This window comes from Burkholderia pyrrocinia (assembly GCF_003330765.1).
Lineage (GTDB): Bacteria > Pseudomonadota > Gammaproteobacteria > Burkholderiales > Burkholderiaceae > Burkholderia > Burkholderia pyrrocinia_B.
In genome coordinates, this window is the sequence record NZ_CP024903.1 from 1,318,851 (window position 1) to 1,344,385 (window position 25,535).

Consider the following 25,535-nt stretch of genomic DNA (forward strand, 5'->3'; position numbering starts at 1 on the left):
TTTTCGGTATGAATCGGCATTGCTCGTTGAATGCAATTCATGATTTCGTACAAGTATTAATGGTGAATTTGTTTCAAATTGAAAAATAAAATTGTTTCCAGATAAATTTCATAAAAAACAATGGATTGTGATGTTGACGCGCTGCGGCCTTAAAAATAGAATTCGTCGCCAATAAGGTTGACTCTCATGGCTGCTGGGGATATCTGAAGTTTTATAAGACATGTCTGAAATTGATCGATTGAAAATAATTATTTTTTGAATTCCCGTGGCCGGGTCGCAATTGAGTGGGTTATTTTCGCGTGCAGTCAAATCCGTTAAACCAATCCGAAGAATTCGCCGTCCATGCTTCAACTGAAACGATGGAAGTGCACCAATGAACGAAAGCATTGAATTTCAGACAGTGGCCGCATCGAATGCCTGCTTTGGCCCGTCCGCGCAAAGAAAATGGTCGGAAAGCGATGGCAACGGCGATATCGATGTCGTTTTGTTGACCCATCCCCGCGACAGGGCCGATGTTGCGCGAATGTTCCCATGGACCGGCGCGCTCGATGGCGAGGCGATAGGGGATCTGCTGAACTGCCTGCAGCCCGTTTATGGCGAAATCATCGAGGCGAAGGATCTCAACATCGGAATACTGTTTTTGCCGATTCTCGCGGAAGACATGATCGACCCGAGAAAGCGCGCATACAGCCGCGGCCGCCTCGAAAATGAAGGGTTGGCCAAGGTTGCTGCGATGGGAGCACGGCACGTCTGTCTTGGTGGATTGACCGGATCGTTGACGAATTACGGACGCCGCATCGAAGCACGCTCGAAGGAACTTGGCATTGAACTGACGACCGGCCACGCGGTGACGTCCGTATCGATCGTCCGCCAGTTCGACAAGGCACTGTGCGAATCCAGAATGAACGGGAGTGACGCCGTCCTCGCCGTTGTTGGGGTCGGCAGCGTGGGTGCAGGGGTGGCGAGGCTTTTGGCGCATTCGACACGCGCTACCAGGCCTGCCGGTCTGATTCTCGTCGACACGCTGCAACAGCATGACAGGCTTCACGCCATCGCAAAGGAAGTGGCGTCATGCTCACCGATGCAGGTATCGGTTGAGGTGCTCCCGACCCGTCACGCGTTGCCGGCCGACAGCCGATGCTATCGCGAGGCCAACGTGATTGTCAGCGCGGTGAGCACGCCGTCCATCCTCGATATCGATCTCGTCCGGCCCGGTACGATCTTGATCGACGACAGCCAGCCCTATTGCTGGAATCGCGATGCGGCGTGGGGCCGCGTGCAGGCGCGTGGCGACATCCTCCCGTGCGACGCAGGGTTGGTCGACGTGCGCGAGATCGCATACCGGTCGTTCTTTCCGTTCGATTTCGCTGACGACCATGGGCACGGCAGCGTCGTTTCATGGTCGTGTCTTGCCGAGGGGTTGCTGCGAGCCAGCCTGCCGCAGCTCGCCGGCAACATTGGCGAGGCCGATGTGGCGCAATTGCTGGCCTATGAGCGCGCGTTCGACGACATGAAGTTCGGGATTCCACCGCTCCAATGCGGAAAGCATCTGCTGGACGTCGAGCACTTCCGCCGCTTCGCGGTCGACGCGTTCGAATCGCGCAACCCTCCGGGAGGCCGCTCATGAAACAGGTCCCGATTTATCGCGGATGCAATGCGTGCGGAATGCCGTTGCATTATGACGCGCTCATGAACGGCACCGAGTCGCCGGCCGTCGCAGCATCAGGGCTCTGCGCACACTGTTCCGGCAGGCAATCCAACCGGCGCTCCGAATACGAGCCGGAGGCCGACCATGAATGGCTGATCGATGCGATGATCTCTGCCGCTGAAGGCGAGCGAACCTGGCGTCACACCGCACTGTCGATCGCCAAACGTCTGTCGGTTATCGGGGAAGGCGGCCTCGGCGTGGCGGCGGGCATTCTCGATTCGATTCCGGTACGCGACACGCGCTCGACTTACTCCGCGATGGTGCTTTACAGCGGCGGCAAGGACAGCACATACATGCTGATCAAGCTTGCCGAGAAAGGGGTGAACGTCTGCGCATGGATGTTGGATCCCGGTTATCAGTCGCCGCAGACGCTCGAAAGCGCGCGGCGCGTGACCGGGGCACTCGGTATCCCGCTCGTCATCGAACGGCCGGACAAAACGCTCACGGATGCATTGTTCCGATCCGGGTTCTCGATCGGCGAGCATTCGGATATCGATCTGCAAAAAGGGGCGATGACCTACGGGTCCGCATGCTGGCCGTGCTTTTCGCTGATCGCTGTCAGCGCGAGCGCGTTTGCGAATCGCCATCGCATTCCGCTGTGCTTCATCGGCACGCAAAAAGGGCAGAACCGGCTGAATCTCGAAGGCGCCGGCGTGTTGTCTTCGCAAGCCTTGCCGAAAGTCAACGATCTCGTTGCCAAATTCGTACGGCCGTTCCGCGAAGCGATCCCTGATCAGGCGAGTGCGCTGGACGCCGACCCCAACGATATCCGCTTTCCAACCGTGCTCGTGCCGTTCTACGAGCTTGTCCGAAGGCCTGAGCGAGATGTTCAGATCGCGCATATCGAGCGATATGGCTGGATTCTCCCGAAAAATACGGGTGCCTGCAGTTCGAACTGCATGATCAACGAGTTGGGTCGGGCAGTCATGCGATCCAGATTCGGCTTCGACCTTTACCAGGTGATCGACGCGAACGAACGGCGGCTCGGGCACGCACCGGACCGGGCGGCGTCGAGTTCCCCCGATCCGGCAATCGTGCGGCTCGGCGCGACGATGCTCGGACTGAGCGATCGGGAGGCCGCCGAATTCGGCGTGAAGCTTCGAAAGGACAAGCACGATGCGTAACCTGAGCGAAACCGACGCCTACTCCTTTACCGATCATGTACTCAGCCGTGCCATCTTCGCACTGTCGCGCGTAGTGGGTGTGAAGAACATCACGCGGCCTTTCTGGAATCGCTGGCGTGCGGCGCTGTTCGACCAGAACACGCTGGATCGCTTTCTTGCCGCGATGAGCGGTCTCTCCGACTGGCCGACAAAAGGCGAGGAATTTCTGCAAGGAGAAATTCGGCAGGTCGAGGCGATGCTGCCCGGGATGTCGAACGACGAGATCGTCGCGCATTATCGGCGGCTGTCGTTTCTCGCCCATCTCGTCCAATGGGGCTGTCTGCCGCTTTCAGATGTGAAAATGCGCGCCTATCGGCAGTGTCGCGACTTCTATCTCGAAGCCGAGCGCCGGGCGTTCGGCGCTCGATTCGCCCGTCTGCGTATCGATTGGCAAGGCCGGCCGATGTGGGCAAACCTGCATTTGCCTGAGCGGCCGCAGCCGTCCAGGAAGATCCCGCTGGCCGTGATCGTGCATGGCATGGATGACGTCAAGGAAGAGCATCTCGCCAGCGAGTTGCTGTTTTCCGACGCAGGATTTGCCGTTCTGTGCATCGATGGGCCAGGGCAGGGCGAGGCGTTTCTGCTCGATGGCATGACATGGCCAGAGAACTTCGAAGAGGCGATCGTCGCCTGCGTTGACGGGTTGAGCGACTATCCGCAGATTGACACGGAAGGCTATTCCGTTGCCGGGATCAGTTGGGGCGGCATGTGGGCTTACAAGATCGCCGCGATCGACCTGCGCGTCAGCGCGATTCTCGATCTGGGCGGTCCTGTCGACGCCCGCGAATTCAACAAACTACCCTTTTTCCTGAAAAGCAAGTTTTGCCAGATCCTGGGCATCACGTCGATGGACGAAGCCAGGCGTGCGGCAAATGGTTTCGCCGTTCGAGATATCGCGATGCTCGGCAGGGTTCGTGCACATGTCCATATCGTTCACGGGGGCCGCGACCCGCTCGTGTCGGTGGCCGACAAGACATGGCTGCGCGATACCCTGAACGGACTCGGGGGAGCGGGCGACGTGAAGCTCACGCTCTTCGCTGACGGCGACCATTGCTGTACGCAGTATGTCGCGGAAGTCCGTCGCGCTGCAGCCGCCGACTTTCTCGACGCGTACCGGCGGAGAACCGGGAGTCGACGTCCGTCGGATCACCGCTTGCCGATTGCCTGAGCCGGCGTCGCGTAAAACCGTGTCACGTTCGGCCTCTTCACTATGAAACGCATCACGCTCATGCCCCAACGGGCCGGTTTCGGATTCGCCTTCATCTGCCTGTTGGCGGCAGGCTGTACGGAACCGCCGGAGACCTATCAGGGGTATATGGAAGGGCAGTTTTCCTATCTGTCGGCACCGTACTCCGGGAACCTGAAAGCGTTGTTCGGAGCGCGCGGCCAGCGCGTTGCCGCCGGGACGGCCGTGTTCGAGATCGACTCACCCGATCTGGAGCAGGCGGCCAAGCGCCAATATCACCAATGGCAGTCGGCGCTGAGCGTGCTCGACGACCTTGAAAAAGGAAGACGTCCTTCGGAGATCGACGCGTTGAAGGCGCAACTCGAACAGGCACGGGCCACCGCCACCCGTTCGACGCAACGGCTCGCGCGTGCCGAGGCCGACTACGGTATTCGCGCGATTTCGCTCGACAAGCTCGAAGGCGAGCGTGCGGCGGCTCGCGTGGACAGCGCGCGGGTCAGGGAACTGATCAGTCAGCTCAAGACGGCGCGCCTGCCGGCACGAGACGATCAACTTCGTTCGCAACGACAGAACACCGAAGCGCTTCAGGCTGAGTACGAACGCGCGGAGCGGCAATACAGACAACTATCGGTGCAGGCTCCCGGAAACGGCGTCGTCGTCGACACCTTCTTTACGCGGGGTGAATGGGTAGCGGTCGGCAACCCGGTCGTCAAGATGCTCGTCGATCGCAACACCAAGGTGCGCTTCTTCGTGCCAGAGCCCCGGCTGTCGCGACTGCGCGTTGGCGATACGGTGAAGCTGGCTTGCGACGGATGCGAACCCGGCTATTCGGCGACGATCAGCCATATCGCACCTGAAGCGGAATATACGCCGCCAGTCATTTACAGCATCGAAGCCCGTTCGAAGCTGGTGTTTCTGGTCGAGGCACGGCCCGACGATGCGGCCGCGCGCAATCTGCATCCCGGCTTGCCGGTCGAGGTGACGCCATGAACAACGCGACGCCGTTGATCGACGTGCATGATCTGAACAAGCATTTCGGCGCGAGACATGTCGTCAAGGATCTGAGCATGCAGGTCGCCCGTGGCGAGATATTCGGCTTTCTCGGTCCTAACGGAAGCGGCAAGACGACATCGTTGCGCATGATGTGTGGGCTGCTGACGCCCGATTCAGGGCACGGGACCTGCCTCGGCTTCGACATCCTGACGGAATGCCGGGAAATCAAGCGAAGGGTCGGTTACATGACGCAGCGCTTTTCCTACTGGGAGGACCTGACGGTTCGCGAGAATCTGGATTTCGTGGCACGGTTGTACGAAATCGACGCGCGCAAGGAAAGCGTCGCGCGGATTCTTGCCGAGATGGGGCTGGAGTCGCGTGCGAACCAGCTGACGGGTGCGTTGTCGGGAGGCTGGAAGCAACGCGTGGCGCTTGCTGCTGCGCTGTTGCAGTCGCCCGAGCTTCTGCTGCTCGACGAACCGACGGCGGGCGTCGATCCGAGTGCGCGCCGCGAATTCTGGGAAGAACTGCACCGGCTGGCTGCCCGCGGCATTTCGGTGCTCGTCAGCACGCACTATATGGACGAGGCCGAGCGGTGTCACAAGCTGGCCTACATTTCGTACGGCACGTTGCTGGCACACGGCGAAGCCCGTGAGCTGGTGCGGCGGCAAGCACTCCATACCTGGGCGGTATCGGGCGGCGATCTGGTGCGATTGAACGATCGGCTCCGCGAGCAACCGGGTGTCGAGCAGGTCGTTGCGTTCGGACGTGCACTGCATGTATCGGGACGCGACGAAGCCGCGCTCGCGGCGAGTCTCGACGCGGTCAGCGACGGCGGCGTGGCAGTCGAACGAATCGAGACGAACCTCGAGCACGTCTTCTTGCATCTGATGAACGATGCGTCGCAAGCGCTCGGCTGACCATGATCGGAATCTCGATTTCGCGCTGGTGGAGCATGGTGGTGAAGGAGTTTCTCCAGATCCGTCGCGATCGGGTGACGCTCGGGATGATCGCCATCCTGCCACTCGTTCAGCTGGCCTTGTTCGGCTTTGCGATCAACAGCGATCCCAAGCATCTTCCGACGATCGTACTGGCCGACGACCGAAGCGAATTTTCCCGATCGCTCGTTGCCGGCATGCGCAATACCGGCTATTTCGATGTCCGGGACGGCATGTTTTCCGAGCGTGCGGCACGCGACGCGCTGCAGAGGGGCGCGGTGCAGTTCATCGTCAGCATCCCGCACGATTTCTCCCGGAGGCTGGTGCGCAGCGAGCATCCGGAGATTCTTGTCGAGGCGGACGGGACCGATCCCGCCGCAACGGGAAACGCGATCGCTGCGTTCCATACGATGGTGCGGACGGTGCTGGACAAGGACCTGACCGGGGCATTGGCGGTAACCGCGCCACCGCATGCCTTCTCGCCTCGGGTACACAAAATCTACAATCCAGCGGGAATCACCCAGTACAACATCATTCCCGGACTGATGGGGGTGATCCTGTCGATGACGATGGTGATGATGACGAGTCTCGCCATTACGCGCGAGCGTGAACGCGGGACGATCGAGAACATCCTCGCGTCGCCCGCGACATCCGTCGAGGTGATCTGCGGAAAGATCGTTCCGTACATCCTCATCGGGGTCTTGCAGTGCACGATCATTCTGCTCGCGGCCCGTTTCGTATTCGACGTGCCGTTCGAAGGAAATCGGGTAACGGTCTACTGCCTTGCGTTGCTGTTGATCGTCGCGAACCTGATGGTTGGCATAGCCATATCGTCGATCGCGCGAAACCAGTTGCAGGCGATGCAGATGACGTTCTTCTATTTCTTGCCGAGCGTGCTGCTCTCCGGGTTCATGTTCCCGTTTGCCGGCATGCCCGGCTGGGCGAGACTGATCGGCAATGCATTGCCGCTGACATATTTCAACAGGGCCATTCGGGGTGTGCTGTTGAAGGGAAATGGATGGCACGAAATCTGGCCCGACGCTGCGGCGCTGGTTGTGTTCGGTTTCGTTGCCATGGTGATCGGCCTGGTCGCATACAGAAACACGCTCGATTGATCGACGATGACACAACGAAATTTTCCCGGTCGCCGTGGTTCCCGCTGGATGGCTGTTTTGCCGGCGGCGATTGCGATCGGCGCGGGACAGGGTTGCAGCGGTCCCGCATTTATCCCGCGGTCCGCGAGCGACTTGTCGTTGCCGTCGACCTTCATGGGAATGAGCGTCGTCACGACCGGCCGCGACGATGCGTGCACGGTTGTCGGCTGCGACGCGCGCTGGTGGCGGCGCTTCGGTTCTCCTGCGCTGGATGCGCTCGTCGAGCAGGCAGTGACGGACAGTCCGTCCATACGCAGCGCGGAATTGCGCCTGATCGAAGCCACGCAGTATCTCGCTGCTCAACGCGGTGCAAGTCGCTATCCGCAGGTCGATTTAGGTGCGTCAGCGAAGAAAGAGCAGTTGAATACCGCTGCAGTCGGCCTGCCCATGATTCCGAATCCGTCACCGTTCATGCTTTACAACACGAACGTGAGTGTTCGATATGACTTCGATTTTTTCGGCGCGCAGCGACATCGGATCGGCGCGAAACGGTACGAAGCGGCGGTCCGGAAACATCAGGCAGACGCCGCACGCCTGGCACTGGCCGCCAATCTCGTGACGGCCGCGATCCGGGAAGGGCGCCTGCGCGACGAAATCGAACTGAACGAGGCGTTGCTGAGGAATCGCCGGGCGATTCAGCGGGCGTTGCATGAACGCTATGCGATCGGGAGTGTGACTTATCGGGAAGCCATCGATGGCGATTCGGACATCGATCGCCTCGAAGCCGCGCTGGCGCCATTACGTGCGGAATTGCTGCAGGTCAGGTCTCAACTGGCGGTCTATGCGGGCGCTACCTCTCCCCATTCGCTCCCGGAGTTCCGACTGCCGGACTTGCAGTTGCCGCAAAACCTGCCGTCGATCGTTCCGTCGGAACTCGTGCGTCAACGGCCCGACATCCTGGCGGCGGAGGCGAGCCTGCACATCGCCGGGGAGCTGGCTGGTATCGCGACTGCCAACCTGTACCCGCGGATCGAACTGGGAGCGAGCATCGGATCGTCACCGTTGGTGCTCGGGCAACTGTTCGCCGGCGGGACGACGATCTGGAACATCGGGGCCCAGCTCGGCGCACCGATTTTTCACGGTGGTGAATTGCGAGCCGCGCGGGACGCGGCGTATGCCGCGTACGATGCGACCTTCGAGGACTATCGGAACGTCGTGCTCGGCGGGTTGCAGAGCGTTGCCGACACCATGGCGGAAATCGATCGGGACACGAAGGCGCTGCGCGCACATTCCGCGGTGACGCAACGTCAACATACGTTGCTTGCGATGACGAGCAGCCAGCTTGCCCATGGCAGTGGCGATCGACTCGGCGTGTTACAGGCCGAGTATGCGTACGGCCTGGCCCGACTCGAGGTGATTCGGCTTCGCGCGGCCCGGATGGCCAGTACGGTTTCGTTTTTTGCCGCCATTGGCGGCGATGCCGGGAGCACGCACTGATCACATGCATGCGGTTGTGAGGCCGGGACCGCAACTGTTGCGGACCCGGCCCGGGTTGCCTGAGCCGGCAACCGGGACGAGCGCGCCGCATGCATGCGGCGCGTCGACGGCGAACGGAGCTCCGTTACGCCGCCACCGCCCGCGCCCGCGCCATCGTCAGCGCCGCATCCTCGATCATGTCCTCCTGGCCGCCGACGAGCCGCTGCCGGCCCAGTTCGACGAGGATGTCGCGCGCGGGAATCCCGTACTTCGCTTCCGCGCGCTTAGCGAACAGCAGGAACGACGAGTAGACGCCCGCATAGCCGAGCGTCAGCGCATCGCGGTCGAGGCGGATCGGCGCGTCCATGATCGGCACGACGAGATCCTCGGCGACGTCCGAGATCGCGAACACGTCTACACCCGTCTCGATCCCCATCCGGTCGCACACGGCGACGAACACTTCCATCGGCGTGTTGCCCGCGCCGGCGCCGAGGCCGGCCGCGGCCGCGTCGATCCGGTTCGCGCCGGCGGCGACCGCCGCGACCGAATTCGCGACGCCCATCGCGAGGTTGTGGTGGCCGTGGAAGCCGAGCTCCGTCTCCGGCTTCAGCGCGTCGCGCACCTGGCCGATTCGCGCGGTCACGTCGTCGGGCAGCATGTGGCCGGCCGAATCGGTGATGTAGATGCAGTTCGCGCCGTACGACTCCATCAGCTTAGCCTGCACGACGAGCTGCTCCGGCGGCGACATGTGCGCCATCATCAGGAAGCCGACCGTGTCGAGCTCGAGCGTGCGCGCGAGGCCGATGTGCTGCTCCGACACGTCGGCCTCGGTGCAGTGCGTCGCGACGCGGATCGTGCCGACGCCGAGCGCGTGCGCCATCCGCAGATGCTCGACGGTGCCGATGCCGGGCAGCAGCAGCGCCGACACCTTCGCCTGCTTCAGTTCGGGAATCACGGCGCTCAGGTACGCCTCGTCGGTATGCGCGGGGAAACCGTAGTTGACCGACGCGCCGCCGAGCCCGTCGCCGTGCGTGACCTCGATCAGCGGCACGCCGGCCGCGTCGAGCCCGCGCGCGATGTCGCGCATCTGGTCGAGCGTGATCTGGTGGCGCTTCGGGTGCATCCCGTCGCGCAGCGACATGTCGTGGACGGTGATCTTCTTGCCTGCAAGTGACATCGCGTGGCTCCTCAACTCAAGCGGTGGCGGCCGTCGCGGCCAGCATCTGTTCGGCGAAACGCTCGGCCGTGGCGGCCGCGGCGGCGGTCATGATGTCGAGGTTGCCCGCGTACTTCGGCAGGTAGTCGCCGAGCCCTTCGACTTCCATGAAGACCGACACGCGATTGCCGTCGAACACCGGGCCGTTCTTCAGCGTGTAGCCGGGCACGTAGCGCTGCACTTCCTTGACCATCGCGTGCACGGATGCGGTGATCGCGTCGACGTCGGGCGGCCCGTCGGTCAGGCAGTGGATCGTGTCGCGCATGATCAGCGGCGGCTCGGCCGGGTTGATCACGATGATCGCCTTGCCCTTGCGCGCGCCGCCGACCTGTTCGATCGCGCCGGACGTGGTGCGCGTGAATTCGTCGATGTTCTTGCGCGTGCCGGGGCCGACCGACTTCGACGACACGGTCGCGACGATCTCGCCGTACGCGACCGGCTGCACGCGCGACACCGCGTACACCATCGGGATCGTCGCCTGGCCGCCGCAGGTCACCATGTTCACGTTCATCTGCGCGCTGTCGAGATGCGCGTCGAGGTTCACCGGCGGCACGCAGTACGGCCCGATCGCGGCGGGCGTCAGGTCGATCATCCGCACGCCGAGCGCGGTGAGCTTGTCGGAGTTGTCGCGGTGCACGTAGGCCGACGTCGCGTCGAACGCGATGCGGATATCGTCGTCGGCCACGTGCGGCAGCAGCCCGTCGACGCCCTGGTCGCTGGTCTTCAGGCCGAACTCGCGCGCCCTCGCGAGGCCGTCGGACGCCGGATCGACGCCGACCATCCACACGGGTTCGAGCACCGGCGAGCGGCGCAGCTTGTATAGCAGGTCGGTGCCGATGTTGCCGGGCCCGATCAGTGCGCATTTGATTTTCTTCATCTGGCTTGTTCCTTTAGATAAAGCGGACGTCGCAACTGCCGATGCCGGAAATGTGCATCGACAGCGCGTCGCCGGCCGTGACCGGAATCAGTTTCGCGAGCGAGCCGGACAACACGATCTCGCCGGCAAGAAGCGGCACGTCATACGCGGCGAGCGTGTTCGCGAGCCACGCGACCGCGTCGGCGGGATGGCCGAGCGCCGCATCGCCGCGCCCTTGCGCGACGGGCTCGCCGTTCTTGTCGATCGTCATCTCGCAGGCGGCGAGATCGAGCGTGCGCGGATCGACGCGCGCATCGCCGAGCACGTATACGCCGCACGATGCGTTGTCGGCGACGGTGTCCTCGATGCGGATCGCCCAGTCGCGGATGCGCGAATCGACGATCTCGAAGCAGGGCGCGACGGCGGCCGTCGCGGCGATCACGTCGGTGCGGTCGATGCCGGGGCCGCGCAAGTCGCGCGACAGGATGAACGCGATCTCGCCCTCGGCGCGCGGCGCGATCAGCGAGTCGGCGGCAATCGCCTCGCCGGCCGCGTAGTGCATGCCGGACAGCAGGATGCCGAAATCGGGCTGGCGCACGTTCAGCATGTCCTGCACGGCCTGGCTCGTCACGCCGATCTTCTTGCCGACGACCGCTTCGCCGTGTTCGACGCGACGTTCGATGAAGCGCTGCTGGATGCGGTAGGCGTCGTCGAGCGACAGCCGGCGCGGGCGGCTCGACAGCGGCGCGACCGGCGCGCGTGCGTGCCACGCGGCGTACAGCTCGTCGCCGAGCGTCGTATGCAGGCGGGAAGACATGAAAGGGCCCTCGAATGGAACAGGCCGCCGTCGCGGGCGGCGTCGTGCGCCGGAGCGGGGCTCCGGCGCGTGGGTCGCGGGCGTTCCGCGTCGGTTGGTCAGTTAGTTACCCGAACTGCGGATCGCGTCCGGCGAGAAGTACGCCTCGTTGAACTGCGGGCTGTTGTCGAGCTTCGGCATCGGGCCTTCGTTGGTCAGGCGGTCGGCCATGTACGCGCCCGAGATCAGGTCGTGGTAGAACACGACGCCCGGGTAGAACACCTTCGCGTCGAACGCGTACAGCGTCGTCGCGACGTTGGTGCGCCACAGCTGGCCGCGCGCGTCGTAGTTGTCGGCGAGCAGCGTCATCCACGAATCCTCGTCGAGGTACAGCACGCGCTTCGCATACTGGTGACGGTAGTTGCTCTTCAGCGTCGCCTGCAGCACCCACACGCGATGCAGCTCGTAGCGGATGTACGACGGATTCTCGTGGCCCTTGGTCAGCAGGTCGGCGTACTTCACCGAGGTGTCCATCGCCTTGTAGTTGTCGTACGGCACGTAGATTTCGCGCTTGCCGACGATCTTCCAGTCGTAGCGATCACCGGGGCCGTTGTACAGGCGGTCGTCGTCGACGGTGCGGAAGCCGCCCGGGCCCTGCGGCTGGTCGTAGCCGTACTCGGGCGCCTGGCGCACGCGCCGCGTGCCGGGGTTGTACATCCACGTGCGCGACGAGTTGTCCGCGCCGGCCTTGTCCCAGTTCGTGAAGCCGACGATCAGCGAGCCGCGGTCGGACAGCGGCAGCTCCGTCGCGTTGCGGTAGTACGTGCGGTTGTTCAGGTCGCTCTTCACGTCGTACTTGCCGACGTTGCGCGGCGAGTAGATGTCGTAGCGCACCTTGCCCCACGCGATGTTGCCGTCCGAGTACACGACGGCCTGGTCGTAGGTCGCCTGCTCGGCGCCGATCGCCGACGAGAAGCGCTGGTTCCACAGCAGTTCGGCAGCGGTCTTCGGGATCGGGTACGGCACCGTCGGCGGCGCATTCGTGAGGCCGTTCGCGTCGGACGTCATCGTCGAATCGGGCGCGTACGCGCGGATGTCCTTGTAGACGGAATCCGCGTAGCGGAAGTCGCGATGGGTCGGATAGACGTTGATCTTGAACGTGGCCGGATAGCGCTTGAACATCGCCTTCTGGCCGTCGGTCAGGTGCTCGGCATACTGCGCCATGTTCTCCGCGGTGATCGTGGCGACCGGCTTCTCGCTCGCGAACGGATCGGGGTAGCGGCTGCCGCGCTTGTACTGCACGTCGGGCGGTGTGCCGAGCCACTTGCCCGACCATTCGGGCACGCCGCTGTCCTTGCTCGCGGCGCGCACCGCGCCCATCGGCGTCAGCGGGCCGTCGAGCGCCTTCAGGTCGTCCGGCGTGACCTTCGGGAACGATGCCGTCGCAACGAGTGCGCACGCGGCCATCACCGACGCGCGCAGGAGGGGGAGACGAATTCGCTTCATGACAATCCTCTTGCTGAGTGACGAGCGGCCGGGCCGCTCAGAAGTGGTAGGTCGCCGTGGCCAGCACGTAGTCGCGATCCGAGAGCGGGCGCGTGACCGGGTTCGGCGATCCGAGGAACTTCGCGTAGACGAGCGACAGCTGCAGGTTGCTCAGGCGCGTGAAGGTCACGCCGGCGGTCACGCGGTGGTCGCCCTGGCCCGTCAGCGAGCCGAGCGCGCCGGCGAGCGGCGACGTGCCGGTCAGGTCGTGCGAGTAGGTCAGCGGCACGTCGAGATCCCAGCCGTTGAACACGTTCTTGTAGCTGAGCGTCCACGCGATCTCCATCGCGAGCGCGTTGCGCGAATTCGTGAGCGTCGTCGAACCGTCGAGCGCCGAGATGCTGCCCGCATGCACGTACGTGAGTTCGCCGACCAGCGACTGCGAATTCGCGAGGAAGCTCGGCCCGATCGAATAGATGCCGGACAGGTTGGTCTGCAGCACGTTCGCGCGCGTCGACTGCGGGCCCGTCGCCGTATTGACGAGCACGGCCGCGCCCTGGCGGTACGACACTTCGCCCGCGACGTTCACGGGGCCGACCTGCGTCGAGAAGCTCGCGCCGGTCAGCTTGATGTTGCTGAAATAGGTCTGCTGGTACTGGAGCGTTGGGAAGTACGTCGTGACGACGCTCGGGTTCATGTCGTTGTAGTGCAGGTGGTATACGCCGAGCTCGGTGTCGCCGAGGACGCGGAAGCGTGCGCCGATACCCCACTGGTTGCGCGCGCTCGGCTTGTCGTCGGGGCCGCGCGGAATGATCAACCCGCCCGGGCCGATGATGAACTGCGCGCCGGGGCCCGTGACGTCGGAGTAGCTCCAGTACGTGCCGGGTGCGGTCAGCCGGTTCTGCTGATACGAGAACTGGTAGTAGCCGAGCAGGCTGAAGTTCGGCGTGATCTGCCACTGCGTCGAGATCTGCGGCACGGGCAGCAGGATGTCCTTCACCTCGGCGCCTGCCATATACGACTTGGTCGCGTCGGACGGCCCCTGTGCGCCCGCGATGTTCGGGAAGAACAGGCTTTCGCCCCATGCGACGACCTGGTCGCCGACCTTCACGTTCAGGCTGGTCGAACCGATGTGGAACGTGTTGTACACATACGCGGCGAGCAGCGTCGTGTGGCCGCCCGACCAGTAGCGCGCATCGCTCGTGAAGTTGTTGTACTGGCCCGACTGGTTCACGGTGCCCGGCGCGTCGTTGTAGTTCGGACGGTGATAGGCCTGGTCGTAGAACGTGTCCGCGCGCACGAACACGCCCCAGTCGTCGTGCTTCAGGTTCACTTCGCCGAGCAGGCTGACCTGGTTCTCGATCAGCTTGTTCTTCGCGAAGTTGCGGTCGCCGTCGTCGCCGTTGATGTTCGCCGGTGTCAACAGATTGCCGCTCGGTGCGCGCGTGCGCATGCCGAGGCCGTAACTGAGCGTGAACGTATAGTCCAGCGTCGTGTCGGCGCCAAGCTCGATCGTGCTGCCGGCGTGCGCGTTGGGAACGGCGCACGTCAGCAGCGCGGCGGCCAGCGTCGACAGCGTGGCGGTTGCCCGCTTGTCGGTACGGCGCGAAATCCGTTGATGCATGGTGTCTCCTCTTGGGGTATCGACGACGATCGTCTGTGTGTGTTGTCGTGAGAGGCAGAGTAGGGAGATCGCGGTAGCAGGGAATCGTCAAAATGAACTAGATGACTTCCCTAGGACTGGCAACGATCGGCCCCGCACCGCTTGCATGGCAGGGTTCAGCGCGCGGCTGCCTGCGCGGCGGTCAGGAACGCCGGCCGCTCGCCGCCGCCGTCGAGCCGCAGGTTCGCGCCCGACGTGTACGACGCGTCGGGCGACGCGAGGAACAGGCACGCGGAGGCGACGTCGTCGGGCGTCGCGAGGCGCCCGGCGGGAATCGTCGCGCGGATCGCATCGAGCGCGTCGCTGTCGCCGTAATGGCCTTCGGCTGCGGCTTCCGTCTGCACGAGGCTCGGGCTGATCGCGCACACGCGCACGCGCGGCGCCCACTCGACCGCGAGCGACGTCACCGCGCTGACGAGGCCCGCTTTCGCGGCGCCGTATGCGGCCGTGCCGGGCGACGGCCGCGACGCGCTGACGCTCGAGATGAACAGCATCACGCCGCCTTCCGGCTGCGGCTGCATGATCGCGTTCACGCGCTGCGCGAGCTGCAGCGGCGCGATCAGGTTCAGCCGCACGATCGATTCGGTGAAGCGCGGCGATGCATCGGCCGCGAGCGCGAACGGTGAGCCGCCCGCGTTGTTGACGAGCACGTCGAGGCCGCCTGCCGTATCGCGGATCGTCGCGAGCATCGCGTCGACCTGCTCGATGTCGCGCAGGTCGGCCGCGACGAACGCCGCTGTGCGGCCGCCGGCCGAAGGCGGCGTGTCGGGCGCGCTGCGTCCGCAGACGAACACGTGCGCACCCGCCGCGAGAAACCGCTCGGCGATGCGCCGCCCGATGCCCTTGGTGCCGCCCGTCACGAGCACCGTCTTGCCGCTGTAGTCGAATCCGTTCATCGTCAGCCTCCGTTTCCGTGGGCCGATGATAGGAAGAAGCGCGTGCGGCTTCGTAGTCTGAAAGGATGATGCCGGCCGGCGCCGGCGGCGCAATCATCGTGGCAAGCATCCATCGACAGACGAAGGAGACAACCCGCGATGACGATCCCCACGACGCCGCCGGCCGGCATCTTCACCGACGTACCGAGCGGCCTGCGCCTGCACCATATCGAGGCGGGCGAGGGCCGGCCCGTGGTGTTCATCCACGGCAGCGGCCCGGGCGCCAGCGGTTTCAGCAACTTCAAGCACAACTACCCCGCGTTCGCAGCGGCAGGCTATCGCGCGATCGTCGTCGACCTGCCCGGCTACGGGCAGTCGTCGAAGCCGTCCGACGTCGCCTATACGCTCGATTTCTTCGTTGGCGCGCTGCATGCGCAGCTTGCCGCGCTCGGGATCGGGCCGGCCATGCTGCTCGGCAACTCGCTCGGCGGCGCGATCGCGCTGAAATACGCGCTCGACTATCCGGACGAGGTCGACGGGCTGATCATGATGGCGCCGGGCGGCGTCGAGGATCGCGACACCTATTTCCGGATGGAAGGGATCCAGCGGATGGTGAAGCTGTTCACCAATCGCCAGATGAATGACGACACCATGCGCGAACTGCTGACGCTGCTCGTGCACGACCCGGCGATCGTCACCGACGCGCTCGTCGCCGAGCGGATGAAGGTGTGCGTCGAACAGCCGACCGAAGTGCTGTCGACGATGAGCGTGCCAAACTTGACCGACGCGCTCGGCGACCTGCGCAGCCCGGTGCTCGGTTTCTGGGGCACGGACGACCGCTTCAATCCGGTCGGTGGCGCGCTGAAGTTCCTCGAACACTGCCGCGACGCGCGCTTCGTGCTGATGAACCGGTGCGGCCACTGGGTCATGGTGGAACACGCCGATTATTTCAATCGGGAATGCCTCGATTTTCTTGCGGCGAGGAATACGCGATAACGCCGGATGCCCATGAAGGCCGCCCCGCCGGACGGGCGCGGTCGATCTGACCTATACGGAGACAAAATGAAACTCATCGAAGAACTGTTCGACCTGCGCGGCAAGGTAGCCGCGATCACCGGCGGCGCGCGCGGCATCGGCGCGGAGACGGCGCGCACGCTGGCCGCGGCCGGCGCGAGCGTCGCGATCCTCGACGTGCTGTCGCAGCCGGCGGAAGCGCTGGTCGAGGAAATCCGCGCGCAGGGCGGCCAGGCCGCGTTCTGGCAGCTCGACGTCACGCACGAGGCCGACGTGTCGCGCGTGTTCGGCGAGATTGTCGCGCGCTTCGGGCGCCTCGACGTGCTCGTGAACAACGCGGGCATCGAAGGGCACAACGTGCCGACGCACGAGCTCACGCTCGCGCAGTGGCAGCGCGTGCAGGACGTGAACGTCAACGGCGTGTTCCTGTGCACGCGCGCGGCGATTCCGCATATCGACGCGGCCGGCGGCGGGTCGATCGTGAACCTGTCGTCGATGTACGGGATCGTCGGCGGCCCCGACGTGCCCGCGTATCACGCGTCGAAAGCCGCGGTGCGGATGATGGCGAAGGTCGACGCGATGCTGTACGCGACGAAGAACATCCGCGCGAACTCGGTGCATCCCGGCTACATCCGCACACCGATGCTCGAGGACGCGTTCCGCCAGATGGGCCAGGATCCCGATCGCGCATTCGAGTACATGCAGACGAACGTGCCGATGGCAAAGATCGGCAGCCCGCGCGACATCGCGGCCGGCATCCTGTATCTCGTGTCGCCGGCCGGTCGTTACGTGACGGGTGCGGAGCTCGTGATCGACGGCGGCTATACCGCGCGCTGACGCGGCGCTGTGCTGGCAACGGAACAGGAGACAGGCAGTTGAAAGTGCTCGTGGCAGTGAAACGCGTGGTCGACGCGAACGTGAAGGTCGGCGTGAAATCCGACCGGACAGGCGTCGACATCGCGAACGTAAAGATGTCGATGAACCCGTTCGACGAGATCGCCGTTGAAGAAGCCGTGCGCCTGAAAGAAGCTGGCGTGGTGACCGAAGTGATCGCCGTGTCGGTCGGCGTCGCGCAGGCGCAGGAAACGCTGCGCACCGCACTCGCGATCGGCGCGGATCGCGCGATCCTCGTCGAATCGAACGACGGCATCGAGCCGCTGGGCGTCGCGAAGGTGCTGAAGGCGCTGGTCGACAGGGAGCAACCTTCGCTCGTGATCCTCGGCAAGCAGGCGATCGACGACGATTCGAACCAGACCGGGCAGATGCTGGCTGCGCTCGCCGGCCTGCCGCAAGCGACATTCGCGTCGAAGGTGGTGGTGGCCGATGGTCAGGCGACAGTCGCGCGCGAAGTCGACGGCGGCGCGGAAACGCTGTCGCTGACGTTGCCGGCGGTGGTCACGACCGACCTTCGTTTGAACGAGCCGCGCTACGTGACGTTGCCCAACATCATGAAGGCGAAGAAGAAGCCGCTGGAAATCGTGAAGCCCGAAGACCTGGGCGTGGATGTGACGCCGCGCCTGAGGGTGCTCAAGGTGAACGAGCCGCCGAAGCGCGCGGCCGGCGTGAAGGTGCCGGACGTGCAGACGCTGGTCGGGAAGCTGAAGACCGAAGCCAAGGTGCTGTAACAGGGAACGCAAGGAAATGACGATTCTGGTAATTGCGGAGTACGACGCCCCGAAGGAAGCCCCCTTGGGGGGCGATGCGACGATCAAGGCGGCGACGTTGAACACGGTGGCGGCGGCACAGAAGATCGGCGGCGACATTCACGTGCTGGTCGCAGGACACAACGCGCAGGCGGCGGCCGATGCTGCGGCGAAGATCGCAGGTGTTTCGAAGGTGCTGCTGGCCGACGCGTCGCACCTGGCCGACGGTCTGGCCGAGAACGTCGAGGCGACGGTGATAAACGTCGCGAAGGACTACTCGCATATCCTCGCGGCGGCTACCGCATATGGCAAGAACATCGCGCCGCGCATCGCCGCAAGGCTGGATGTCGCACAGATCTCCGAGATCACGGCGGTTGTTTCGGCCGATACGTTCGAACGCCCGATCTACGCGGGCAACGCGATCGCGACGGTGCAGTCGAGCGACCCGATCAAGGTCATCACGGTGCGCGCGACGGGTTTCGATCCGGTGGCGGCCGTTGGCGGCAGCGCAGCGGTCGAGAAGATCGAAGCGGCGGCCGACGCAGGCAAGTCGCAGTTCGTGAGCCGTGAAGTGACGAAACTGGACCGTCCGGAACTCACCAGCGCGAGCATCATCGTGTCTGGCGGCCGTGGTCTGGGCAGTGGCGAGAATTACACGAAGGTGCTGGAGCCGCTGGCCGACAAACTGCATGCCGCACTCGGTGCGTCGCGCGCCGCAGTCGACGCGGGCTACGTACCTAACGACTACCAGGTCGGCCAGACCGGCAAGATCGTTGCGCCGCAGCTATACATCGCGGTCGGTATTTCGGGTGCGATCCAGCACTTGGCCGGCATGAAGGATTCGAAGGTGATCGTCGCGATCAACAAGGATCCGGAGGCGCCGATCTTCAGCGTGGCCGACTATGGCGTCGTCGGCGATCTGTTCACGCTCGTGCCGGAAGCGGCCGCGGCGCTCTGACCGATGCCGCTGTTCGAATTCGACGGGATGCGGCCGCGCATCGATCCGTCCGCGTATGTCGACCCGAGCGCGGTCTTGATCGGCGACGTGACGATCGGCGCGCGCTGCTATATCGGCCCGCATGCGAGCCTGCGCGGCGATTTCGGCGCGATCGTCGTCGAAGACGGCAGCAACGTGCAGGACGGCTGCGTGCTGCATGTCGGGATCGGCGAGACATGCCGGCTCGGCGTCAACAGTCATGTCGGCCATGGCGCGATCGTGCATGGCGCGACGCTCGAACCCGACACGATGATCGGGATGAATGCGGTCGTGATGGACGGCGCGACGATCGGCGCGACGACGATCGTCGCCGCGTGCGCGTTCGTGAAGGCCGGTTACGACGTGCCGCGCGGCGTGCTGCTGGCGGGCGTGCCGGGGCGCGTCGTCCGGCGGCTGAGCGAGGCGGAGATCGACGCGAAGGCGAACGGCACGCGGATTTATCAGCAACTGGCGGCGGATTGCTTGAGGACGATCAGGCGGATCGACGGGTAGCGGGCAGCCGGGCGGGCCGGGATGCGACGGATTGCCGGTTCGGTTGCCGTTGCCGTAAGATCGGCACAGGACTTTCCCCCGGCATCCGCTTCAGATGAAAAAGAACATACCCCTGCGGCTCGCAGTGATTACGTCGGCTTTTGCCGTCTACAACGTTTACATGCACATTCAGCAGTTCATCAGCGGCTGCATGTGGGTCAGGGGCCATCATCGCTGCAGTTTCGAAAACAGTACGAATTTCCAAGGCTTGATGGATCTCGACCTGATGATCACCTGTTGCTGGGTCGCCGCGGCGGTGGTGGGCTGGATAGCCGTCGCGCAGGCGCCGAGGAAGCCGGGTTAGTGGCGCGACGCAGCACTCGATCGAGTCGATTCTGTCAATCCGTGACAACGCGTATTCGCTGGCCGGCGTCGCGCGCGATGCGCGAGGGGGGCTCCCATGCAATTTCCGACGGGATCGGTGGTCGCGCTCAGTTCGGCTGCTGCGACGATGTTTTCGATGGGCATGCTGTTTCTCGGCTACTGGGGATTGCACGAGGCATTACCCTGGCGGTTCGGCGACTACGTCGTGATCGTGCCCGCGCTGTCGGGCTTCGCATGCCTCGCCAGCGTGCCGTTTCTCGCGACATCGCCGATGAAATCACCCGATGACGAATCGCGGATGTTCGTCGCGCGGCGCGTGTTTCTGTGCGGCGCGAGCGCGGTGTGGTGTGCGATCGTCGCGTCGCTGTTCGCGTGAGATGACGGTCGCGGAACCGCGTTGCGCGAGCGTCTCGAAACATGTTGCGCGAGGCCGGAGCGCACGGTTTTCACGCGTCGGTTCGGGCCTTCATTCCGGCTTTGATTTCCCCTGTGCCGTGCACTAGATTCGAAGCGTTCACGTGTCACCGAGCGCGAGGTGGAGTCATGACTCCGTGGGAGATTCAGGGTACCGAAATGATCAATTGCAATTGCTCATACGGTTGCCCTTGCCAGTTCAATGCGCTGCCGACCAACGGCAATTGCGAAGCGATGGGCGCGATTTCGATCGACAGCGGCCACTACGGCGACGTGGTGCTCGACGGTGTCGCGATCGCGGTCGTGTTCCAGTGGCCGGGGCCGATCCACGAAGGCAAGGGCAAGTGCCAGCCGATCGTCGACGAGCGCGCCAGTCCGGCGCAGCGCGACGCGGTGCTGAAGATCATGACCGGTCAGGATACCGATCCGTTTGCGACGATGTTCTCGGTATTCGCATCGACGCTCGAGCAGGCGTTCGATCCGATCTTCACGAAGATCGATTTCGACGTCGATGTCGATGCGCGGCGCGGCCGGATTCACGTCGATGGCGTGTTCGATGTCGCGGGCGATCCCATCCGCAACCCGGTGACGGGCGCCGAGCATCGCGCGCGGATCGACCTGCCCAACGGTTTCGAATACGAGCTTGCCGAGATCGGCTCGGGCACGGGGCGCTCGCAAGGCAACATCGCGCTGACCCTCGATGGAACCTATGCGCAGTTCGCCCGGCTGCACCTGAACAACCACGGGCTGATCCGGCATCGCGCCGCGGCATGATTCCCCTCGACAACTGGCTCGGCCGTGAGCGCGTCATCACGCTGCTCGGCATGGCCGCGCTCGTCGGCGTGTGCTGGTTCTACCTGTGGACGGGGGCGGGAACCGGCATGTCGGCGCGGGAGATGACGACGGTCGCGCTTTTTCCGCATCGACTGGCGGACGACATGGGCAGCATGGATCCGTCGTTGCCGACCGTGATCGTGATGTGGTGGGTGATGATGATCGCGATGATGACGCCGAGCGCGGCGCCGCTCGTGATGCTGTACCGGCGCGTGCTGCGGCATCGCGGCGCGGACGGTTCGGGTTCGGCGTTCACGTCGGTGTCCCTGCTGGCCGGCTATCTGGCCGCATGGCTCGCATTCTCGATCGGCGCGGCGTTGCTTCAGGCGCTGCTGCAGCCGGCCGGGCTGATCTCCGCGATGATGCTGTGGTCGAAGAGCGCCGTTCTTTCCGCGTTCGTGCTGGCGCTGGCCGGGCTCTATCAATTCTCGCCGCTGAAACGCGCGTGTCTTCGGCAATGCCGTGCGCCGGCCCGGTTCCTCGTTGCGCACTGGCGTCAGGGCGTCGCCGGCAGTTTCCTGCTCGGCGCGCGGCACGGCATGTATTGCGTGGGCTGCTGCTGGTTGCTGATGGCGCTGCTGTTCGTCGGCGGCGTGATGAATGTCGTCTGGATCGCCGCGCTGTCGCTCCTGGTGTTCGCGGAAAAAATCCTGCCCGGCGGCGAACGTATCGGCCGCGTGCTGGGCGTCGTCCTGATCGCCTGGGCCGGTGTGACGTTGATCGTGTGACCGGGGATGCCGCCGGTGACGATGGCGTTCAAGGCCGGCGACGCGGCCATGATCGGGCCGCTTCACGTGGGTGACAAGATGTGCGCGACAAGATGTGGACGACAAGGTCAGGGTTCGGGTTGAAAGCGTCAACGGCACGCTCACGATCGTGAAGCTCGTGAAGCGGCGGTGACAGGCGTGGGGCGCAGGCGTGGGGCAATAGGTGTCGGAGCAAACGATACTCGGCAGGTCCGGTTTTTTTGCCGCTCAATGCCACGCGACACGGTGACTTCTCCGCAGCTTGTCCGGTGACGGCTACTTGTCGTGATCCACGATCACCTTGTTGGCGCCCGCCTTGTACAGTCGCTTGCCGAGCCTCGGGTAGTCGCACACGTCGTGCTCCGGCCGATCGCCGGCAACGATATAAATCAGAGGCAGGTTGCCTGTATTCAGCATCGTATGCGCGGGGCCGCCACGCGGGAATCCCATGAAGTCTCCCGGACCAATCGGATAGGTGTGGCCGTCAACGGTTGTTTCGCCGAATCCGGACAGGATGTAAATGCATTCTTCCCCGTAGAGATGCCGGTGATATTCGGTCGATTCGTGTCCCGGCATCAACGTCATCAGATGAAAGCCGAGTTGCGTCAGTCCGGTTGCGTCGCCAAGTGACCGCTTCAGGCGGACGGCATTCTCGTTCAACGGATGGACGGAACGCTCCGGTTCCATCGCCGTGATATCTGCGGCTTTCAGAATTTCTCGCGGGTTGCTCATCGTCTACCTTGTCCGAAGGTCGGGGCGCCGGCGGTGCGGAACGGGTGTATTCCGGGCAGGTGTCGACGATAGCACCATTGAACGCTCTCGAAGCGCCATGCAAGGCAGCGCCTCGTCTTTTGTCGCTCGATGCTACGTAACGCGGGGCCGTGTTACGCAAGCGTTACCGGGACGTCAGGCGGGATTGCACCGGAGGGTCGAGCCAGGATGCCGGGCGTCGTGCGCGAAGATGAGCGCCGATCCGGGGCGATTCGGTGCGATTGCGGAATTGTCATCGGTCCCGATGGAGATGGCACGGTAGATGCTTGTTGGAATGATCGCGCTGAATAGCTGACGGGGACTTCCATGCAACATCATTTCATCAAGGCGAACGTTGCGCTCGCCGCCATTGCCGCGGCGTGCACGCTGGCTGCGTGCGGCGGTGGTGACATTACGGTGCCGACGCCGGCCAGTAACAACATCGGGACAACTGCGACCGGGACGACGAGCGGTACGAGTGGATCAAGCGGCACGAGTGGGACCAGCGGCACAAGCAGCAATGGCACAAGCAGCAGTGGCACAAGCAGCAGTGGCTCAAGCAGCAGCGGTTCGAGCAGCGGCAACACCAGCGGCTGGGGCACCAGCGGCACGCCAGGCACGAACGGCATCATCAGTTCTGGCGGCGGGGTCGTCATGGACGCAGGCGCCACGATCGCCGGCGTGAGCCCGCCTGTCGGCAAGGATGTGACCGCCGGGCTTGGCAACACGGTCATCGGCGTCGGCACGATCGTCCGCGATACGTCGGACGCCGCGAGCAACGGCCTCGGTCAGATCGGCTTCACGGCGAACCCGGTCGGCACGACGGTCGCCGGTCTCGGCGCCATCGTCGGCACGGCCAGTAACCCGATTACCGGCCTCAGCGGAACGGTGAAGGCGCTCGGCACCGGCCCGTTGTCGCCGCTGGCGCCGATCACGACGCCGGTCGGCAGCTTGCTCGACACGGTGGCCGGCGGTCTTCAGTCGGGCGGCACCATGCTCGGCGCGGCCCTTTCGTCTGGCCCGGTCCAGCAGACGACACAGGCGATCAGCACGGCGGTCACGCCGCTCGTGACGACGGCCGGCCAGCTCACGCAGCAGGTCGGCACCGCAAGCGGCCTCGGGCAGCCGGTCGCCGGCTTGCTCGGGCAGGTCGGCGGGGCGCTCACGTCGGCCGGCTTGAAGGTGACGTCCGCATCATCGGCCCAGCCGCTCGTGAGCGGCGTCGGCAACGTCGTCCTTGCCGTCGGCAACACGGTGACCAATGCGGGCGGTCTCGTGAATCCGGGTGGCGCGAACGGCGCGGTGCCGATCGCCGGTCTGGTGACGAGCGTGGTCGGCGGCATCCCGGCGACCGTCCACAACGGTTCCGCGACTGACACGGGCGGCGCCACGCCGTTGGGCGGTATCGGCAATCCGCTCGCGCCGGTGACGTCGCTGGTGGGCGGCCTGCTGGGCGGCGCGGTCGGCAAATAATCGACCGGCGCCGATCGCCACACAGACAATCGGCCGGCTGGCGCCGGCCGTCATCGTTCCTGGTCGGGATCTGTCAGGCGGTTATGCGAACCCGGCCCGCTACCTGCGGGTGTCATCGAACCTGGTGGACGGCGGCCGCGCCAGCCCGCGCGCCGGCAGCGGCGTCGACATCACGATCGACGTGCGTGTTTCGCCGTACAGGTTGATGCGTTCGATCAGCTGTTCGAGATGGGTCATGCTGATGGCGACGAACCGCATGACATACGAGTCCGCGCCCGTCACGTGATGGCATTCGACGACTTCGGGAATCGTCTCCAGCAACTTGAGGAATTTCGCTTTCGCCGGTTGCGGCACCGTGATGCCGATCAGCGCGCCCACCGGATAGCCGGCCGCGGCCGGATTGATCCGGGCCGTGTAGCCCTCGACGACGCCGGCCGTTTCAAGGCGCTTCACGCGTTCCGTCACCGCCGGCACCGACAGGTGAACCTAGCGCGCCAGCTCCGTATAGCTGATGCGGCCGTTGGCCTGCAACAGCGCCAGTACCTTCCAGTCCAGTTCGTCCATCGCGGCAGGATTTTTTAAGGTGGAGCGGCCATTTTTCCTTAAAAACCGCATTCAGTAGTGACCGGACTTTCCCTACGATGCCTGTTCAACCCGTTGCATGTCGCAAGGAGCAGGCGATGCTGTTCATCCAGTCCGTCGTGATGGGGCTGTCGATCGCGGTGCCGGTCGGCCCGATCGGCATGCTGTGCATTCAGCGCAGCCTGAACCGCGGATTTCAGGCGGGGTTCGCGACGGGCGTCGGCGCCGCGTGCGCCGATGCGATCTACGGGCTGCTCGGCGCGCTGGGCATCGCGGGCATCGTCACGGCATTCCCGATGCTGACCGTCGGCCTGAAAATCGGCGGCGGCGCATTCCTCGTGTGGCTCGCCTGGACCATTGCGCGTCAGGCGCCGGCCGCGTCGGCAGCGCAACGCGACCTGCCGCGCACGACCGTGCTGCGCGATTTCCTGACGACATTCGGCCTCACGCTGTCGAACCCGATGACGATCCTGTCGTTCGTCGGGATTTTCGCGGCGCTTGGCCCACTGTCGGGCGTGAGGGCGGGCGCGATGTGGCCGGCCGTGGCACTGATGGTCGCTGGCGTGTTCATCGGTTCCGCGACCTGGTGGCTGTGCCTGAGCAGCGCGACCGCCGCGTTGCGCACGAAGATGTCGTTCGCGTTCATGCACGGCCTGTCGCGCGTGTCGGCCGCGGTCATCGCGGTATTCGGCGCGATCCAGTTGGTCGCGGGCGTGCGCGGCGTCATCGGGTCCTGAAGCGGACAGCGGTTCGATCGAACGCGTTCGACGACGACATT

General features: G+C 64.4%; 25 protein-coding genes and 1 pseudogene. 18 read left to right on the forward strand and 8 right to left on the reverse strand.

Going from position 1 to position 25,535, the window contains the following annotated elements:
- The first annotated feature begins 373 nt into the window (after window positions 1-373).
- Genes CUJ89_RS23405 through CUJ89_RS23435 form a run of 7 tightly spaced genes read left to right on the forward strand, consistent with a single transcriptional unit; the run spans window position 374 to window position 8,579 of the window.
- The gene (locus tag CUJ89_RS23405) at window positions 374-1,627 is read left to right on the forward strand and encodes a hypothetical protein (RefSeq protein ID WP_114179783.1); all 1,254 of its coding nucleotides are present in this window, start codon (window positions 374-376) and stop codon (window positions 1,625-1,627) included.
- Window positions 1,624-2,832 (forward strand): phosphoadenosine phosphosulfate reductase family protein, encoded by a 1,209-nt coding sequence (locus tag CUJ89_RS23410; RefSeq protein WP_152036658.1) that lies wholly within the window; start codon window positions 1,624-1,626, stop codon window positions 2,830-2,832. Before CUJ89_RS23405 ends, CUJ89_RS23410 begins: the two co-directional genes overlap by 4 nt.
- Complete coding sequence (locus CUJ89_RS23415; RefSeq protein WP_114179785.1) at window positions 2,825-4,039, forward strand: alpha/beta hydrolase family protein; 1,215 nt, start codon at window positions 2,825-2,827, stop codon at window positions 4,037-4,039. The genes CUJ89_RS23410 and CUJ89_RS23415 overlap by 8 nt, the downstream gene beginning before the upstream one ends.
- 42 nt (window positions 4,040-4,081) lie before the next feature.
- Window positions 4,082-5,047 carry an HlyD family secretion protein gene (locus CUJ89_RS23420; protein WP_114179786.1) on the forward strand — a complete coding sequence of 322 codons (966 nt, stop codon included), beginning with the start codon at window positions 4,082-4,084 and terminating at the stop codon, window positions 5,045-5,047.
- Window positions 5,044-5,970, forward strand: coding sequence for an ABC transporter ATP-binding protein (locus CUJ89_RS23425; protein WP_114179787.1), 927 nt, complete (start codon window positions 5,044-5,046; stop codon window positions 5,968-5,970). The genes CUJ89_RS23420 and CUJ89_RS23425 overlap by 4 nt, the downstream gene beginning before the upstream one ends.
- 2 nt (window positions 5,971-5,972) lie before the next feature.
- Window positions 5,973-7,103 carry an ABC transporter permease gene (locus tag CUJ89_RS23430; RefSeq protein ID WP_114179788.1) on the forward strand — a complete coding sequence of 377 codons (1,131 nt, stop codon included), beginning with the start codon at window positions 5,973-5,975 and terminating at the stop codon, window positions 7,101-7,103.
- 6 nt (window positions 7,104-7,109) lie between these two features.
- Window positions 7,110-8,579, forward strand: a complete 1,470-nt coding sequence (locus tag CUJ89_RS23435; RefSeq protein WP_114179789.1) for an efflux transporter outer membrane subunit — start codon at window positions 7,110-7,112, stop codon at window positions 8,577-8,579.
- Window positions 8,580-8,703: 124 nt separating this feature from the next.
- Here CUJ89_RS23435 and dmpG read toward each other — a convergent pair whose 3' ends face one another.
- From dmpG to CUJ89_RS23465, 6 genes are all read right to left on the reverse strand, one after another.
- On the reverse strand, window positions 8,704-9,735 hold the full coding sequence (dmpG, locus tag CUJ89_RS23440) for a 4-hydroxy-2-oxovalerate aldolase (protein ID WP_114179790.1): 1,032 nt from the start codon (window positions 9,733-9,735) through the stop codon (window positions 8,704-8,706).
- A gap of 16 nt (window positions 9,736-9,751) precedes the next feature.
- Complete coding sequence (locus CUJ89_RS23445) at window positions 9,752-10,651, reverse strand: acetaldehyde dehydrogenase (acetylating) (RefSeq protein ID WP_114179791.1); 900 nt, start codon at window positions 10,649-10,651, stop codon at window positions 9,752-9,754.
- A 13-nt stretch (window positions 10,652-10,664) separates the two neighbouring features.
- Complete coding sequence (gene dmpE, locus CUJ89_RS23450; RefSeq protein ID WP_114179792.1) at window positions 10,665-11,447, reverse strand: 2-oxopent-4-enoate hydratase; 783 nt, start codon at window positions 11,445-11,447, stop codon at window positions 10,665-10,667.
- Window positions 11,448-11,549: 102 nt separating this feature from the next.
- Window positions 11,550-12,932 carry a DUF1329 domain-containing protein gene (locus tag CUJ89_RS23455; protein ID WP_114179793.1) on the reverse strand — a complete coding sequence of 461 codons (1,383 nt, stop codon included), beginning with the start codon at window positions 12,930-12,932 and terminating at the stop codon, window positions 11,550-11,552.
- Between the two features lie 37 nt (window positions 12,933-12,969).
- Window positions 12,970-14,535 carry a DUF1302 domain-containing protein gene (locus CUJ89_RS23460; RefSeq protein ID WP_114179794.1) on the reverse strand — a complete coding sequence of 522 codons (1,566 nt, stop codon included), beginning with the start codon at window positions 14,533-14,535 and terminating at the stop codon, window positions 12,970-12,972.
- A 155-nt stretch (window positions 14,536-14,690) separates the two neighbouring features.
- Window positions 14,691-15,470: an SDR family oxidoreductase gene (locus tag CUJ89_RS23465; RefSeq protein ID WP_114179795.1), complete on the reverse strand. Its 780-nt coding sequence runs from the start codon at window positions 15,468-15,470 to the stop codon at window positions 14,691-14,693.
- A 138-nt stretch (window positions 15,471-15,608) separates the two neighbouring features.
- On the opposite strand from CUJ89_RS23465, the gene CUJ89_RS23470 reads away from it, so the two are divergent.
- The 9 genes from CUJ89_RS23470 to CUJ89_RS23510 all read left to right on the forward strand — a co-directional run bounded on the left by CUJ89_RS23470 (window position 15,609) and on the right by CUJ89_RS23510 (window position 21,934).
- On the forward strand, window positions 15,609-16,445 hold the full coding sequence (locus CUJ89_RS23470) for an alpha/beta fold hydrolase (RefSeq protein ID WP_114179796.1): 837 nt from the start codon (window positions 15,609-15,611) through the stop codon (window positions 16,443-16,445).
- Between the two features lie 66 nt (window positions 16,446-16,511).
- Window positions 16,512-17,300 carry an SDR family NAD(P)-dependent oxidoreductase gene (locus CUJ89_RS23475; RefSeq protein WP_114179797.1) on the forward strand — a complete coding sequence of 263 codons (789 nt, stop codon included), beginning with the start codon at window positions 16,512-16,514 and terminating at the stop codon, window positions 17,298-17,300.
- A gap of 38 nt (window positions 17,301-17,338) precedes the next feature.
- A complete protein-coding gene (locus CUJ89_RS23480; protein ID WP_114179798.1) occupies window positions 17,339-18,088 on the forward strand; it encodes an electron transfer flavoprotein subunit beta/FixA family protein in 750 nt (249 codons plus the stop codon).
- Window positions 18,089-18,104: 16 nt separating this feature from the next.
- Complete coding sequence (locus CUJ89_RS23485) at window positions 18,105-19,064, forward strand: electron transfer flavoprotein subunit alpha/FixB family protein (protein ID WP_114179799.1); 960 nt, start codon at window positions 18,105-18,107, stop codon at window positions 19,062-19,064.
- A gap of 3 nt (window positions 19,065-19,067) precedes the next feature.
- The gene (locus CUJ89_RS23490; protein WP_114179800.1) at window positions 19,068-19,595 is read left to right on the forward strand and encodes a transferase hexapeptide repeat family protein; all 528 of its coding nucleotides are present in this window, start codon (window positions 19,068-19,070) and stop codon (window positions 19,593-19,595) included.
- 94 nt (window positions 19,596-19,689) lie between these two features.
- Window positions 19,690-19,938, forward strand: a complete 249-nt coding sequence (locus CUJ89_RS23495; protein WP_114179801.1) for a hypothetical protein — start codon at window positions 19,690-19,692, stop codon at window positions 19,936-19,938.
- A 96-nt stretch (window positions 19,939-20,034) separates the two neighbouring features.
- The gene (locus CUJ89_RS23500) at window positions 20,035-20,334 is read left to right on the forward strand and encodes a hypothetical protein (RefSeq protein ID WP_114179802.1); all 300 of its coding nucleotides are present in this window, start codon (window positions 20,035-20,037) and stop codon (window positions 20,332-20,334) included.
- Between the two features lie 167 nt (window positions 20,335-20,501).
- Window positions 20,502-21,146 (forward strand): DUF1326 domain-containing protein, encoded by a 645-nt coding sequence (locus CUJ89_RS23505; RefSeq protein ID WP_114179803.1) that lies wholly within the window; start codon window positions 20,502-20,504, stop codon window positions 21,144-21,146.
- The gene (locus CUJ89_RS23510) at window positions 21,143-21,934 is read left to right on the forward strand and encodes a DUF2182 domain-containing protein (RefSeq protein ID WP_114179804.1); all 792 of its coding nucleotides are present in this window, start codon (window positions 21,143-21,145) and stop codon (window positions 21,932-21,934) included. Before CUJ89_RS23505 ends, CUJ89_RS23510 begins: the two co-directional genes overlap by 4 nt.
- Window positions 21,935-22,228: 294 nt before the next feature.
- On the opposite strand, the gene CUJ89_RS23520 is transcribed toward CUJ89_RS23510, so the two are convergent.
- Complete coding sequence (locus CUJ89_RS23520) at window positions 22,229-22,684, reverse strand: cupin domain-containing protein (RefSeq protein ID WP_114179805.1); 456 nt, start codon at window positions 22,682-22,684, stop codon at window positions 22,229-22,231.
- 345 nt (window positions 22,685-23,029) lie between these two features.
- On the opposite strand from CUJ89_RS23520, the gene CUJ89_RS23525 reads away from it, so the two are divergent.
- Complete coding sequence (locus CUJ89_RS23525) at window positions 23,030-24,175, forward strand: collagen-like triple helix repeat-containing protein (protein ID WP_114179806.1); 1,146 nt, start codon at window positions 23,030-23,032, stop codon at window positions 24,173-24,175.
- 99 nt (window positions 24,176-24,274) lie between these two features.
- Here CUJ89_RS23525 and CUJ89_RS23530 read toward each other — a convergent pair.
- A pseudogene (locus CUJ89_RS23530) lies at window positions 24,275-24,739 on the reverse strand (Lrp/AsnC family transcriptional regulator).
- A gap of 116 nt (window positions 24,740-24,855) precedes the next feature.
- On the opposite strand from CUJ89_RS23530, the gene CUJ89_RS23535 reads away from it, so the two are divergent.
- Window positions 24,856-25,494: a LysE family translocator gene (locus tag CUJ89_RS23535; protein WP_114179807.1), complete on the forward strand. Its 639-nt coding sequence runs from the start codon at window positions 24,856-24,858 to the stop codon at window positions 25,492-25,494.
- The last annotated feature ends 41 nt before the right edge of the window (window positions 25,495-25,535 follow it).

What these genes read in the sequence shown, in the direction of transcription:
- CUJ89_RS23435 (WP_114179789.1), top strand. Translation starts at nt 7,110, where the DNA reads ATGACACAACGAAATTTTCCCGGTCGCCGTGGTTCCCGCTGGATGGCT.
- CUJ89_RS23420 (WP_114179786.1), top strand. Translation starts at nt 4,082, where the DNA reads ATGAAACGCATCACGCTCATGCCCCAACGGGCCGGTTTCGGATTCGCC.
- CUJ89_RS23460 (WP_114179794.1), bottom strand. Translation starts at nt 14,535, where the DNA reads ATGCATCAACGGATTTCGCGCCGTACCGACAAGCGGGCAACCGCCACG.
- CUJ89_RS23485 (WP_114179799.1), top strand. Translation starts at nt 18,105, where the DNA reads ATGACGATTCTGGTAATTGCGGAGTACGACGCCCCGAAGGAAGCCCCC.
- CUJ89_RS23415 (WP_114179785.1), top strand. Translation starts at nt 2,825, where the DNA reads ATGCGTAACCTGAGCGAAACCGACGCCTACTCCTTTACCGATCATGTA.
- CUJ89_RS23490 (WP_114179800.1), top strand. Translation starts at nt 19,068, where the DNA reads ATGCCGCTGTTCGAATTCGACGGGATGCGGCCGCGCATCGATCCGTCC.
- dmpE (WP_114179792.1), bottom strand. Translation starts at nt 11,447, where the DNA reads ATGTCTTCCCGCCTGCATACGACGCTCGGCGACGAGCTGTACGCCGCG.
- CUJ89_RS23470 (WP_114179796.1), top strand. Translation starts at nt 15,609, where the DNA reads ATGACGATCCCCACGACGCCGCCGGCCGGCATCTTCACCGACGTACCG.
- CUJ89_RS23445 (WP_114179791.1), bottom strand. Translation starts at nt 10,651, where the DNA reads ATGAAGAAAATCAAATGCGCACTGATCGGGCCCGGCAACATCGGCACC.
- CUJ89_RS23475 (WP_114179797.1), top strand. Translation starts at nt 16,512, where the DNA reads ATGAAACTCATCGAAGAACTGTTCGACCTGCGCGGCAAGGTAGCCGCG.
- dmpG (WP_114179790.1), bottom strand. Translation starts at nt 9,735, where the DNA reads ATGTCACTTGCAGGCAAGAAGATCACCGTCCACGACATGTCGCTGCGC.
- CUJ89_RS23500 (WP_114179802.1), top strand. Translation starts at nt 20,035, where the DNA reads ATGCAATTTCCGACGGGATCGGTGGTCGCGCTCAGTTCGGCTGCTGCG.
- CUJ89_RS23510 (WP_114179804.1), top strand. Translation starts at nt 21,143, where the DNA reads ATGATTCCCCTCGACAACTGGCTCGGCCGTGAGCGCGTCATCACGCTG.
- CUJ89_RS23405 (WP_114179783.1), top strand. Translation starts at nt 374, where the DNA reads ATGAACGAAAGCATTGAATTTCAGACAGTGGCCGCATCGAATGCCTGC.
- CUJ89_RS23410 (WP_152036658.1), top strand. Translation starts at nt 1,624, where the DNA reads ATGAAACAGGTCCCGATTTATCGCGGATGCAATGCGTGCGGAATGCCG.
- CUJ89_RS23465 (WP_114179795.1), bottom strand. Translation starts at nt 15,470, where the DNA reads ATGAACGGATTCGACTACAGCGGCAAGACGGTGCTCGTGACGGGCGGC.
- CUJ89_RS23430 (WP_114179788.1), top strand. Translation starts at nt 5,973, where the DNA reads ATGATCGGAATCTCGATTTCGCGCTGGTGGAGCATGGTGGTGAAGGAG.
- CUJ89_RS23495 (WP_114179801.1), top strand. Translation starts at nt 19,690, where the DNA reads ATGAAAAAGAACATACCCCTGCGGCTCGCAGTGATTACGTCGGCTTTT.
- CUJ89_RS23525 (WP_114179806.1), top strand. Translation starts at nt 23,030, where the DNA reads ATGCAACATCATTTCATCAAGGCGAACGTTGCGCTCGCCGCCATTGCC.
- CUJ89_RS23505 (WP_114179803.1), top strand. Translation starts at nt 20,502, where the DNA reads ATGACTCCGTGGGAGATTCAGGGTACCGAAATGATCAATTGCAATTGC.
- CUJ89_RS23535 (WP_114179807.1), top strand. Translation starts at nt 24,856, where the DNA reads ATGCTGTTCATCCAGTCCGTCGTGATGGGGCTGTCGATCGCGGTGCCG.
- CUJ89_RS23425 (WP_114179787.1), top strand. Translation starts at nt 5,044, where the DNA reads ATGAACAACGCGACGCCGTTGATCGACGTGCATGATCTGAACAAGCAT.
- CUJ89_RS23520 (WP_114179805.1), bottom strand. Translation starts at nt 22,684, where the DNA reads ATGAGCAACCCGCGAGAAATTCTGAAAGCCGCAGATATCACGGCGATG.
- CUJ89_RS23455 (WP_114179793.1), bottom strand. Translation starts at nt 12,932, where the DNA reads ATGAAGCGAATTCGTCTCCCCCTCCTGCGCGCGTCGGTGATGGCCGCG.